The organism is Pseudomonas sp. BNK-45, assembly GCF_047456255.1.
GTDB lineage: Bacteria > Pseudomonadota > Gammaproteobacteria > Pseudomonadales > Pseudomonadaceae > Aquipseudomonas.
Window position 1 is genome coordinate 4,537,224 of record NZ_CP179909.1, and the last position, 13,224, is coordinate 4,550,447.

General features: G+C 61.2%; 8 protein-coding genes. 5 read left to right on the forward strand and 3 right to left on the reverse strand.

Annotation, left to right across the window (positions count from 1 at the left end; all coding sequences use genetic code 11):
- Window positions 1-90 precede the first annotated feature (90 nt).
- The gene (locus ACMGG8_RS20335) at window positions 91-1,113 is read right to left on the reverse strand and encodes a zinc-dependent alcohol dehydrogenase family protein (RefSeq protein ID WP_060839125.1); all 1,023 of its coding nucleotides are present in this window, start codon (window positions 1,111-1,113) and stop codon (window positions 91-93) included.
- 270 nt (window positions 1,114-1,383) lie between these two features.
- Between ACMGG8_RS20335 and ACMGG8_RS20340 the strand changes: the two genes are divergently transcribed.
- Window positions 1,384-2,298 carry a LysR family transcriptional regulator gene (locus ACMGG8_RS20340; RefSeq protein ID WP_060839124.1) on the forward strand — a complete coding sequence of 305 codons (915 nt, stop codon included), beginning with the start codon at window positions 1,384-1,386 and terminating at the stop codon, window positions 2,296-2,298.
- 397 nt (window positions 2,299-2,695) lie between these two features.
- Here ACMGG8_RS20340 and ACMGG8_RS20345 read toward each other — a convergent pair whose 3' ends face one another.
- Window positions 2,696-4,822 carry a TonB-dependent siderophore receptor gene (locus ACMGG8_RS20345; RefSeq protein ID WP_414158288.1) on the reverse strand — a complete coding sequence of 709 codons (2,127 nt, stop codon included), beginning with the start codon at window positions 4,820-4,822 and terminating at the stop codon, window positions 2,696-2,698.
- 277 nt (window positions 4,823-5,099) lie between these two features.
- Between ACMGG8_RS20345 and ACMGG8_RS20350 the strand changes: the two genes are divergently transcribed.
- From ACMGG8_RS20350 to ACMGG8_RS20360, 3 genes are all read left to right on the forward strand, one after another.
- Entirely contained in the window at window positions 5,100-5,990 is an 891-nt protein-coding gene (locus ACMGG8_RS20350) for an amidohydrolase family protein (RefSeq protein WP_414158289.1), read from the forward strand.
- A 47-nt stretch (window positions 5,991-6,037) separates the two neighbouring features.
- A complete protein-coding gene (locus ACMGG8_RS20355) occupies window positions 6,038-7,267 on the forward strand; it encodes an MFS transporter (RefSeq protein WP_060839121.1) in 1,230 nt (409 codons plus the stop codon).
- Window positions 7,268-7,365: 98 nt separating this feature from the next.
- The gene (locus ACMGG8_RS20360; protein WP_414158290.1) at window positions 7,366-8,976 is read left to right on the forward strand and encodes an amidohydrolase family protein; all 1,611 of its coding nucleotides are present in this window, start codon (window positions 7,366-7,368) and stop codon (window positions 8,974-8,976) included.
- Between the two features lie 90 nt (window positions 8,977-9,066).
- Here the strand turns inward: ACMGG8_RS20360 and ACMGG8_RS20365 are convergent, their stop codons facing one another.
- Window positions 9,067-12,132: an FAD-binding and (Fe-S)-binding domain-containing protein gene (locus ACMGG8_RS20365; RefSeq protein ID WP_414158291.1), complete on the reverse strand. Its 3,066-nt coding sequence runs from the start codon at window positions 12,130-12,132 to the stop codon at window positions 9,067-9,069.
- Window positions 12,133-12,291: 159 nt separating this feature from the next.
- On the opposite strand from ACMGG8_RS20365, the gene ACMGG8_RS20370 reads away from it, so the two are divergent.
- Complete coding sequence (locus ACMGG8_RS20370; RefSeq protein WP_060839118.1) at window positions 12,292-13,185, forward strand: LysR substrate-binding domain-containing protein; 894 nt, start codon at window positions 12,292-12,294, stop codon at window positions 13,183-13,185.
- The last annotated feature ends 39 nt before the right edge of the window (window positions 13,186-13,224 follow it).

Consider the following 13,224-nt stretch of genomic DNA (forward strand, 5'->3'; position numbering starts at 1 on the left):
GTGCAGTTTTCCAGAGGGTCTTCGCCAACCGGCCGCGAGCCCAGGGCGCAGAGAAACAAAAACGCCAGGCTAGGCCTGGCGTTGGAGTCATCAGGCCGGTTCGACCTGAAGCGCCACCCGTTCGCGGCATGGACACTCGTCCATGTAACGGTGCGCTTCGACAAACTCGCTGAAAGGAAAGACCCGGGTCTTCAAGGGCAACAGCACCCGGTCCGCGGTCAACTGGTTGATGTCGCGCAGCGCACGCTGCAACGCCACCTGATCCTGAATGATCCCCAGCTCCGGCTTGCCGGTGAAGTTGCCGATGCAGTGGACGAAGAACTGAATGTTCTTCTGGAACGCCGCACAGGCCGGGAACGGCGTCTGGTTGCCGCCTTGCAAGCCGTACAGCACCAGGCTGCCTCGGGGCGCCAGGACGTCACCAAGCATCGACATCTGTGGACCGCCCAGACCATCGAACACCACGTCGACCCCACGGTTGTCGGTGAGCTTGTTGATCTGCATCAGCAGGTCCTGCTCCTCGGTGACGATGACTTTTTCGGCTCCCAGGGACAACAGGTACTCACGCTCTTCTGCGGTCTTGGTGGCGGCAATCACCCGCACACCCAGGGCCTTGCCCAACTGAACGAAGGACGGACCGGCGCAGTGACTGGCGTCGGTCACCAGGGCAAACTGCCCGGGCTTGACCCGCGCTAGATCAACGTAGGCGAAATAGGCGATCAACAGCGGCGTGTAATGCACGGCCGCCTCGATGGGGCTCAGCACATCCGGGTAGCGGGTCAGGGCCGAGCGCGGCAGGACGATCAGCTCGCCGTAGACCGGATAATCATTGGGACTTTCGGCAGGAAAGCTGGCAACCTTGTCACCGACCGCGAGGTCGTCGACGCCCTCGCCCACTGCGGTGACCACGCCGGCCATTTCATGCCCCAGGCCCGATGGCAGGCGGGCATGGGACGACGCCAGGTTCTGCCGCCAGAGCACGTCGTACCAACTGATACCAATGGCTTCGACTCGTACCTGCACTTCGCCTGGCGCAGGCAACGAGGCCGCATGCTCTTCGCATTTGAGCACCTCGGCCGGTCCAAACTTGTGAAAACGAATCGTGCGGGACATCGCAAACCTCGTCAAATTAACCTCTAATGCCGCGAACTTTATCCGGGCTTTGAAAGCAAGACTATCAGTGCCTATTAATAGTCGACATGTCTGTCATTGATTCCGTGCCCTTGATAAGCGGGGCGGACAGCGCTTCCCGTGCGCGGCCTGACTACAAACAAACAACATTTAGCCGGTGCAGAGTACCAGCCTTTACCCGTAAGATTCACGCCGACCTTTTTACCCCGAGGGTCGCTTCCGTCAAGTTCGCTGACTCTGCCAGGACTCCAGATGAATCGTAATGACCTGCGTCGTGTCGACCTGAACCTGTTGATCGTGTTCGAAACCCTGATGCACGAACGCAGCGTGACCCGCGCCGCCGAGAAGCTGTTTCTTGGCCAGCCGGCCATCAGCGCCGCCTTGTCGCGCCTGCGCAATCTGTTCGACGACCCCCTGTTCGTGCGCACTGGCCGCAGCATGGAGCCTTCGGCCCGGGCAGTGGAAATCTTCGCCCTGCTCTCGCCGGCCCTGGATTCGATTTCCACCGCCGTCAGCCGCGCCGCCGAGTTCGATCCCGCCACCAGCACCACCGTATTTCGCATCGGTCTTTCCGACGACGTGGAATTTGCCCTGCTGCCGATGCTGCTCAAGCGCTTGCGCGCCGAAGCCCCGGGCATCGTCCTGGTGGTGCGTCGGGCCAACTACCTGCTGATGCCGTCGCTGCTGGCCTCCGGCGAAATCTCCATCGGCGTCAGCTACACCGCCGACCTGCCGGCCAACGCCAAGCGCAAGGTCTTGCGCCGCAGCCTGCCCAAACTGCTGCGGGCCGACACCGTGCCCGGCGCCCTCAGCCTGGACGATTTCTGCGCCCGCCCCCACGCCCTGGTGTCGTTCGCCGGGGACCTGAGCGGCTTTATCGATGAAGAACTGGAGAAACTCGGACGCAAGCGCCACGTGGTGCTCGCCGTGCCGCAGTTCAACGGCCTGAGCACCCTGCTGGCCGGCACCGACATCCTCGCCACCGTTCCGGACTACACCGCCGAAGCCCTGACCGCCGCCGGCGGAGTACGTGCTGAAGATCCGCCCCTGCCGGTGCGCAGTTTTGAACTGCACATGGCCTGGCGCGGTTCACAGGATAACGATCCAGGGGAGCGCTGGTTGCGTTCGCGGATTCAGATGTTCTTTGGCGATCCGGACAGTCTTTGATCGAAGCGGCTTGAGCGCATCAAGCAACGCTATGGCGGGCCAAGGCGATATGGGTGCCTGAGCGCCGCGCCGACGGATTGAGCAATCGGCGCCGTCGGACGCCCCGGCAACCGACTCAGTTGGCGCGAATCATCCAGCAGATCACCTTTGGCTGCGGCGTCAGAGTCCGCGAGCAACCCGGCAAGTCCCGCTGACAGGCCCATGCCAAGCAGTGTCGCTATGTATTGCGCGGGTATCTGCCACCGCCTGCCCGGTGCCCTGGTGTTCGACTGCCAGGCCCACGCGCCGTCAGCGAGCGGGCGCCGGGTCAGCGCCCTATCCCTGGTTTTTTCGAGGTGGCTGTGCAGGTCGCCGTAACATCAGGCCAAGCTCGGCCCCCGCCGGCAAAACACACTCGCTACAAGGTGTAGGCAATGCCCAATTGCAGCGTCCGCGGGGCCCCTGGGTAGGCGTAAACGTTGCCGAACGCGCCCTCTTCATATTCACGATCAAACAGGTTTTTCAGGTCAAGATTGAGCCGCACCTTGTCATTGACCTTGTAGAAACTGAGCAAGTCGACAACGGTGTAGCTGCCCATCGAAAACCCGGTGTTGGCGGTTTGCCCGGCGCGCTCGTCGACGTACTTGAGTCCGCCACCCAGGCCCAGGTCCTTGAGGATGCCGTCCTGGAACTCGTACATGTTCAGCAGGCTGAAGCTGTTTTTCGGGATGTTCAACAGCCGTGTGCCAGAGCGCAGCACGTTGTCCTTGGTGACCTCGGCATCGACATAGGCGTAGCCGCCGATCACGCGCCATTCGGGACTGAGGTTGCCGGCAACGTTGACATCGAAACCACGACTTCGCACTTCACCGGCCGCAACGCTGAAGGTCGAATCAACTGGGTCGGTGGTCAAGACGTTGCGCTTTTCGATCTGATAGATCGCGGCGTCGACACTCAACTGCTGGTCCAGTGCTTCCCACTTGATACCCATTTCATAAGACTTGCCCTTCTCCGGCGCAAACCCGCCGCCGAGGCGGCTGGCGCCGGTGTTGGGCTTGAACGAGCGAGCGGTGTCGGCGTAGATCGCAAAGGTTTCGGTCAAGTCGTAGCTCACCCCCATGCGCGGTGTGACGGCATTGTCACTGGCCTGCCAACTCCTGCCGCCGGGTACATAGGTTTCGTAGTCATGTTCGAAGCGTTCGAAACGCGCCCCGGCCAGCACTTTCAGTTTGTCGGTCAGTGCCACTTGATCCTGCACGAACGCGGCATAAGTCTTGAGGTTTTCCTGGTCATGAGTCGGCGTGCGGGTCAGGGCCGGACGCGGCTGGCCGTACACCGGATCGAAGAGGTCGATGGGGTACGCACCGACAGCGCCGCTGGAGCGGTGAATGATCGACTGGTAGTCGTAGTCTTCGTACTCGATGCCGGTCAGCAACGTGTGCTGCACACCGGCGGTATCGAAACGGCCGGTCAGGTTGAGCTGAACATCCTGGTCGGTCCACTCCAGCTTGCGATAGTTGAAATTGCGCCCCAAGGTGCGGCCGTCGGCGGCAATACCGTTGGCCTCGACCGCGTTGCCCTTGAGCGAACCATCAAGCCACTGCACGCCACCGCCCAGGGTCCAGTCGTCGTTGAGCAGGTGGTCGAAACGCAGTTGCGCCATGTTGTTGTCGTTGTGCAACTTGCCCACGTCTTTTTCACCGAAAAAACTGTCACGAGATGCGCTGCCAACCTGCTTCGCGTAACGGGTCATGCCTCGATCCAGAGGCGCGTTGTTACGCATGAAATCACCTTCGAACATCAGCCGGGTCGCATCGCTGACCTGCCAGGTGAGCACCGGCGCAATGCCGTAGCGCTCGGTGTCGACATGATCGCGGAAGGTGTCGCCGCCCTCGCCCACCACGTTCAGTCGATAGGCCAGGCGCCCTTCTTCGTCGAGCGGCCCGGAAGCATCCAGCGTGCCGCGCTTCATGCCCTGGTCGTTGAATTGACTGCCCAGGGTGACCGTGCGCTCGGGCAACGGCTGTTTGGAAACCACGTTGAAAGTACCGCCAGGATCACCCCGGCCGTAAAGCATGGTTGCCGGGCCGCGCAGCACTTCAAGGCGCTCAATGGTGTTGGCATCCGGCATGTTCGGATAGCCGCGGTTGATCGGAAAACCGTTGCGGTAAAACTCGCCCGTGGTGAAGCCACGAACGGTAAAGGTGGTCAGCCCCTGTCCGCCAAAGTTGTTCGCCCGCCCCACGCCCCCGGCGTAGTCCAGCGCGTCCTGCAAACGAGTGGCTCCGAGATCCTCGACCGCATCCTTCGCGACCACGCTGATCGACTGCGGGGTTTCATGGATCGAGGTATCGGTACGCGTGGCGCTGGCCGAGCGCGTCGCGCGGTAACCCTGCACCGGGCCGTCCGCCCGTTCATAAGTCGCGGTGCCGATGACATCGGCCGTGTCCAACTCAAGGCTTGAAGGTTTTACCTGCGCTTGTTCAGCCCATGAAGTAGACGACAACGCTTGCAGCACACAAATGGAAAGCAGGGTTCGACGCATGGAGAGGAAAACCTTTACGAATAGGCCAATACAAGCGGTGAAACCGCCAAAAAACGCCCGCGAATGCTATACAAAACTATTCGCAATTAATACAAATTCCCATTAGCTCACAAATCGCCATTTCTCCGCCGTGCGAAATCCGCACCTGCGCGCATTGACAAGGCCATGGCAAAAATTCAACATGCCAGCACTTGTTGGACAACCTACAACCAACAACCAACAAGTACCGCTTTTCAGCCGCCAAGGCGTGCGAAGAGCTGTCGAGGAGATGAAATCCATGTCTCACCCCAAATCCGCCACAGCATGGCCGCCCTCCTGTGCCGCCCCGAGAGAAAAGATCCGAGCGCCCAGCTTCGTGCTGCCGGCAGGTGCGTGCGACACCCATGCGCATGTGATCTGCGCCGATTTCGCGCGCTATCCCCTGGTATCCGACCGCAGTTACACCCCGCCTCCCGCACCTGAGGCGTTGTATCTGGACATGTTGCGGGCGACGGGAATGCAGCGAGGGGTGTTGGTGCAGCCCAGCGTCTATGGCACCGACAACCGCTACATGCTCGAGGTGTTGCAACGCCATCCCGATCAACTGAGGGGGGTCGCGGTCGTCGACGAACGAATCTGCGATGACGAACTGGCGCACATGCACGCCTTGGGTGTGCGTGGAGTGCGCATCAACGTTCTGTTTCGCGGCGGAGTGAATCTGGACTTGATGGAGCGTCTGGCCCATCGAGTTGCCGACCTTGGCTGGCACATGCAGTTTTTGATTGATGTCCGGCTTTTAAGCGAGCTGCAGGCGCGGATAGCCAAGCTGCCCTGCCCTGTAGTGATCGATCACTTCGGGCACTTCCCGGCCCACCTGGGCGTCAAGGAGCCGGGCTTCGAGCTGCTGCTGAGAAACGTGGCGGAACAGGGTTGGTGGGTCAAATTGTCGGGCGCTTATCGCCTGAGTGAGCAGCCTCCGGACTATGCCGATACGGATGCCCTGGCCCATGCCTTGCTGGGCGCCGCACCCGAACGCATGGTTTGGGGCAGCGACTGGCCTCACGTCGCCCTCCAAAGCACGCCCGACACCGGTTCATTACTGAATCGCTTGCACTCATGGGCGCCCGGTGAACGCCAACGACAGAGCATCCTGGTCGATAACCCAGCCGTTCTGTACGACTTCAAATAACAAAAACAATAACCCAGCAGCACCGAGGTGCTGCACGGAGAACAATAATGAGTTGGTTTAGCGAACTTAATACCGTTGAAAAACGCACCTTCTATTCGGCATTTGGCGGTTGGGCTTTGGACGCCCTGGACTTCATGGTGTTCACCTTTGTCATCGCCTCGCTGATGACCCTCTGGCACATCGATAAGGGATCAGTGGGACTGCTGAGCACCGTGACACTGCTTTTTTCGTCCATTGGCGGATGGGGAGCGGGGATTCTGGCGGACCGCTACGGTCGGGTGCGGCTGCTGCAGATCAGCATTCTGTGGTTCTCGATCTGCACGGTGCTGATCGGCTTCGCGCAAAACTTCGAACAGCTGTTTGTTCTTCGCGCGCTGCAGGGCCTCGGGTTTGGAGGCGAGTGGGCCGTGGGCTCGGTGTTGATCGGCGAAATGGTCCGAGCGGAGCATCGCGGCAAGGCTGTGGGCATCGTGCAGAGTGGATGGGCGGTCGGCTGGGGCGCGGCCGCGCTGCTTTACACAGTGGCCTTCAGCTACCTTCCGGAAGACCTTGCCTGGCGCTCGCTATTTTGGATCGGCATCGCACCTGCACTCCTGGTCCTCTACATTCGTAAATACGTGCCAGAGCCCGAGGTCTTCCTGCAGACCAAAAAGCACCAGAGCGAAACAGGCGACACGGTGGCTTTCTGGCACATTTTCTCCCCTTCGCTGCTGCGCACCACCCTGTTGTCGGCTCTGCTGTGCATGGGTGTGCAAGGTGGCTACTACGCGATCACCACATGGCTGCCGGCCTATCTGAAGCTGGAGAAGGGCCTGTCGGTCTTCGGCACCGGGAGCTATCTGCTGGTCGTCATCATGGGGTCGTTCTTCGGTTACGTCTGCGGCGCCTTCCTGTCCGACCGGCTGGGACGCCGCGCCAACTTCATCATCTTCGCCGTTCTGTCGGCCGTCAGCGTGATCTGCTACATGCAACTGAACCTGACCAATACCCAGATGCTGATTCTCGGCTTTCCCTTGGGTTTCGCCGCTTCCGGTATCTACAGCGGCATGGGGGCCTTTCTGACAGAGCTCTACCCTTCGGCAGTGAGGGCCAACGGCCAGGCGTTCTCCTATAACTTCGGGCGGGCGGTGGGTGCTCTGTTTCCAGGGCTCGTCGGTTTCATAAGTGCCCAATACAGCCTGGGCACCGCGATCGCGATGTTCGCCGGAGGTGCCTACTGCCTTGTCCTGGTGGTGACCTGCTTCCTCCCGGAAACCAAGGGCAAGCAATTGCACTGAGCGAGCCATCATTTGTTAGAGTAACGCCCGCGTATCGTTCGTTACGCGGGCGTTCTACGTTTCAAGCTTTTGAAACTGACATTCGATGACTGAGTAAAATGACTATAAAAGCAATTGGCCGACGTGATCACTTCTCGGTTGAAATCTTTCGTTATCTGGAAAGTGAAATACGTGAAGGCCGACTCCGTCCCGGTGATCGCATCCCCACCGAAAGTCGCTTGGCCGAAGCCTTCGCTGTCAGCCGAAATGTAGTGCGTGAAGCCGTGGCCCGGCTCAATTCGGCCGGTCTCGTCATCAGTCGCCAAGGGCTTGGGGTGTTTGTTGCCACCGAAGCCAATCAGAGCAGCTTCCGCATCACTCAAGAGGAACTGACCGACAGCAACAAGCTGCGTCAGCTGTACGAACTGCGCCTGGACCTCGAAGTCGCCGCCGCCGCCATGGCCGCCCGACGCCGCTCGCGCAATCAGTTGAACAAGATCGCAGCGGCCCTGGACACCCTGCGCACCGGCCTACAAAACCGTCAGGACATGCTGGAGCACAGCCTGCAGTTCAAGCGGGCAATTGCCGACGCCACAGGCAATGACTACTTTCGCAACTTCATCATCTTTCTCTGCAGCCACGTCTACGAAGCGGCCTTGCTGGAGAACCGCCTGGTTCGTTCGAGCGACCTCGGCGAAACGCTGCTGGCCGAACACCAGGCGATCTTTGACGCCATCAAACTCGGCGACCCCGACCTCGCCAGACGCGCCACCTGGCAACAAATCATCAACTCCGCCGAGCGCAATGGATTGCGCGGATTGCAAGGCTGGGAAATCACGCGGATGAGTTCGCTGGGCGAAACCTATGCGCCGCAATGCGCAGGCCCGGATCCCGAGCCTCGCCAACTGCAACGCACCTTGCCGGAGGGCGCATGCGACTGCCACTTCCACGTCTTTGGTGACGAGCATGGGCAACCGTTCTCCCCTCACCGCTCCTACACGCCGCCACCCGCTCCCCTGGAGGCCTTTCAGCGTGTCCAGAAAACCCTCGGGTTGAGTCGCGCAGTCATCGTCCAACCCAGTGTCTATGGGGCCGATAACAGCACCACCCTGGCGGCGCTGAAAGAAGGGGGCAGTGCATTGCGCGGCGTGGTGGTGATCGATACCGACACCGATCCACACACCCTGTCGGCGATGCATCGCCTCGGGGTCCGCGGCGTGCGCGTCAACCTGATCTTCAAAAGTGGCGTCGAGGTATCGGATGTTGCGGCCCTGGCGGACAAAGTCGCCCCCCTTGGCTGGCACCTTCAGTTGCTGATCGATATCACCGAATTCGCCGACTTGTATGAAACCGTGGCCAGCCTGCCCGTGCCGGTCGTCATCGACCATATGGGGCACATGCCCACCAGTTGCGGACTGAACCACCCGGGCTTCATCGACCTGCTGCGGCTGCTGAAAGAAGGTCGTGCATGGGTCAAGCTTTCCGGCGCCTATCGCTTTACCGCGTCGAAGGACTTCCCTTACGACGACGTAACGCCCTACGCCCGGGCGCTGATCGAGGCCAACCCGAACCGCCTGCTATGGGCAAGCGATTGGCCACATCCGTGCATACCGGTGCCGATGCCCAACGACGCCAGCCTGCTGGAGATGCTGTTCGACTGGGTTGAAAACGATGACGCGCTGATCAAGCAGATCCTGGTGGATAACCCGGCACAGCTCTACGGCTTCTGATGCCCCCTGACGCGCCGGCCACCCACCGATACACGCCAGTCCACAGCGACAGACACCCGAGGCCGTCACAGCGCCTCGGGCCCGTGCCACTCAAGCTCCTGAAGATTGGGCGGCGCCGCGCATCAGCTTCAGCAACGCCTGCAGCGGATGCTCAACCGTCTGTCCGTCCTTGCGCTTGACCTGGCTTCGACACGAATAGCCATCCGCCAGCAGGCGCCCTGCCCCATTGAGACGGGCCACCAGCGGCCCCCAGGACTGACTGTAAATGACGTCGGAAGTCTCGGCGTTCCGGGCTTCGTGGCCGTAGGTTCCGGACATCCCGCAGCAGCCGCTGGCTTGCACCTGCAACGTCAGGCCGACTCGCGCGAAGATCGTCTGCCACAGGGCCACGCTGCCCGGTTCGTTGGTTTTTTCGGTGCAGTGCGGCAGAAAGTAGTAAGTCCCCTGATCGGCGCCCAGCGCCGATGGCGCCAGTACCTGCGCCAGCCACTCCTGCGGCAGCAGCACCGTCGGCGCTTGATCCTGCCCCAGGGTCTTGGCGTACTCCTGCCGATACACCAGGGTCATCGCCGGATCCAGCCCCACCAGGGGAATCTGATATCGGTGCAGCTGGCGAAGGGACCGGCCGTTGAAATGCGCGGCCTTTTCGAAGGCTTTCAAGAATCCCTGGACCTGCAGCGGCTTGCCGTTGGCCGCGAACGGCGCGATGTACACCTCGAACCCCAGCCTGGAAATCAATTCGATCCAGTCAGCCAGCAGCGGTGTTTCGAAGTAACGGGTAAAGGCGTCCTGCACGAGAATCACGCTGCGAGCACGTTGCGCCTCGTCCAGCCCCTCAAGCCGTGCGGGCGACGCCACGCGCACGTTCCACCGGCGGCAAACCTCATCGAAATTCAGCAAGCTCAGCAGCGGACTGTCGATCATCCCGGCCACCCGCCGCAGCAACGCCCCCACCATCCGCGAGCCGAGGATGCCGTTGTACAAGCGCGGCACGCGGGCGAAGTAGGGAATCGTGTACTCCAGGGAGCCGATGAGGTAATCCTTCAGCGGGCGCAGATAGCGGCTGTGGTACAGCTCCAGGAATCGCGAACGAAAGTCCGGCACATTGACTTTCACCGGGCACTGCCCCGCACAGGACTTGCAGGCCAGGCACCCGGCCATTGCATCGTAGACCTCATGGGAAAAGTCTTTCTGGCCCATCTTCTGCGCAAGCGTATTGACCGCACGTCGCGGCAGGCCGAGAAGCGCGGCCCCGGACGAGAGATCCCCTTGGCAAGCCAGCACATCGACACCTTGCTGCCCCTGCAAGCGCAGCCATTCACGCACCAGGGAAGCCCGCCCCTTGGGCGAGTGCACTCGGTTGCGGGTGCCTTTCCAGGAAGGACACATGGCGTCATCGGGATCGAAGTTGTAGCAGGCGCCGTTGCCATTGCAATGCACGGCGGCGTCATAGTGCGACCAGACCCGCTCATCAATGGTGCGATCCAGCTCGCCCCGCAACCGGACTTCATCCACCCGGGTCAACCGGGCGCCGGGCAGCGTCTTTGGCGTGGCGATCTTGCCCGGGTTGAGCTGGTTGTTCGGGTCAAAAGCCGCCTTGAGTTCCTGCAGGGCCGGATAGAGTTCGCCGAAGTAGTCGGGCACGTATTGCGAGCGCAGTCCTTTGCCGTGCTCGCCCCAGAGCAAGCCGCCGTGCCGTTGCGTCAGCTCGGCGACGGCGTCCGAAATGGGCCGGATCAGCGCCGCCTGAGCCGGGTCTTTCATGTCCAGGATCGGCCGCACATGCAGGACCCCGGCGTCCACGTGGCCGAACATGCCATATTCCAGGCCATGGCTATCGAGCAGCTCGCGAAATTGCCCGATGAAATCGGCCAGGTGCTCGGGAGGAACAGCGGTATCTTCAACGAACGGCTGGGGCCTGGCGGAACCCTTGACGTTGCCCAGCAGCCCCACCGCCCGCTTGCGCATCGCGTAGACCCGCTTCACTGCCTCGGCGCCGACGGCCAGGGTGTGCCCCAATCGCACCACGCGGGTGTCACGCTGCAGGTGCAGGACAAATTCATGCACCCGTTGCAGCAGGGCCGCCTCGTCGTCGCCACTGAATTCAATCAGGTTGATGCCCAGGGTCGGCACATCGAGGTCTTGGGGAAAGTATTCGGCGACGCCGTGCCAGACGATGTCGTTCATGGCCAGTCCGAGGACCTTGGAGTCCACCGTCTCGATGGACAGGGGCTTGAGCTCCATCAACGCCTTGGCGTCACGCAGTGCGTCCATGAAGCCGGCATAACGCACATTGACCAGGATCGAATACTGGGGAATGGGCAGCACATTCAGCGTGGCTTCGACAATGAAACCCAGCGAGCCTTCGGAGCCGCACAGGACGCTGCTCAGATTGAGGCGCTCATCGGGCTCCTGCAGATGCGCCAGGTCGTACCCCGTGAGGCACCGGTTCAGCTTGGGAAACGTGTGTTCGATGAGCTCGGCATACTGCTGCACGATCTGCGACGCGCATCGATAGACCGCGCCAACCCTGTCTTCGCGACGGGCCTGCGCCTGCCACTGTTCAGGCTCCAGGGGCGCACTGTCGAGCCGCTCGCCACCGATGAGAATGGTGGACAGCGCCAGGACATGATCACGGGTTTTCCCATAGGTGCAGCTTCCCTGACCGCTTGCGTCGGTGTTGATCATGCCGCCGATGGTGGCCCGATTCGAGGTCGACAGCTCGGGCGCGAAAAACAGCCCGTGGGCTTTCAACGCCGCGTTGAGCTGGTCTTTGACCACACCGCTTTGCACCCGCACCCAGCGTTCCTCGACGTTGATCTCGAGGATGCCGTTCATATGCCGTGACAGGTCGACCACAACCCCACTGGTCAACGATTGACCATTGGTGCCTGTTCCGCCGCCCCGCGGCGTGAGCACCACCGAGCTGAATGGCGCCAGCGCCACGAGACGGGCCAACAGCTCGACATCCTGCACATTGCGCGGAAACACCGCGGCTTGCGGCAGGCGCTGATAGATCGAGTTGTCGGTTGCCAGCACGGTCCTGAGTCCATGATCGCGAGCGATTTCGCCCTGGAAACCCTCCTGTTCCAGGCGAGCCAGGAACAACTCACAGGCTGGGTTTTTGACTTCATGGGGAGACAACCGGGCAATCATGCTGGAATTCCTACTGGCGATACCGCTAATCTGAGCATTCTCGTTATGTATGCTTACCCCCCGACAGCTGCTTCATGGCGAGGGGCACACCCCAGATTCTGTGGGGCCAAGACGTTTCACACAAACGTAAAACCTGCAGCATTTGCATGAGCTTTATGAATGAACCCACGCCGACTGACCCCCTCGATGTCCCTGCTGGTCGCTTTCGAGGCCGCCGCCCGCCATTGCAGCTTCACCAAAGCCGCGGACGAACTTGCCCTGACGCAAAGCGCAGTCAGCCGGCAAGTGCAGGCCCTGGAGTCGCAACTGGAGATCTCGCTGTTCAAGCGCGAGGGAAGAAAAATCGAGCTCACCGCCGCCGGCGCCCTTTACCAGCATGAGCTCACAGCCGCATTGGGCCGCATTCGCAGCGCCACCCTGCAGACCATCGCCTTCAAGGAAGACGATGGCCCGTTGAACCTGGCGGTGCTTCCAACGTTCGGCTCAAAATGGCTGCTGCCGAAAATGCATGAGTTTTATGCCCGTCATCCCAGGAACCTGGTGCATATCCACTCAAGGATCATTCATGCCGACAACCCCTCCAGCGTGGGCGACATGCAAGCCATCATCTGCGCGGGGAAAGGGGATTGGCCGGGCTACGTGTCGCACCTGTTGCTGCGAGAAAAGCTGATCGTGATCGCCAGCCCCAAAGCCCTGGCAGACACCCCCGAGCTGTCCCTCGACGACATCACCCATCATTTGCTGCTCAATGTGGTTTCGCGGCCCAACGGCTGGTCTGACTGGTTCGACTGCAACAACCTGGATCACCAGAAGATGCGCACGGGCCCCAGCTTCGAGCTCACCGCCCACCTGATCCAGGCGGTGGCCGCAGGCATAGGTATCGGGCTGGTTCCGGATATTCTGGTGCAGGATGAAATCGAGTCTGGGGCCGTGGTCAAGCTGTTCGGCCCCATGGAAAGCGGCCGCAACTATTACCTGACCTGCGCCGCACGCTATCAGCATTTTCCGGCATTCAAGACATTCAGCGCCTGGCTGCTGTCCCTGCCCTCCTGAAGCGCCCGCCGCAAGCAGCGGGCTCAGCGGCAGCAATGA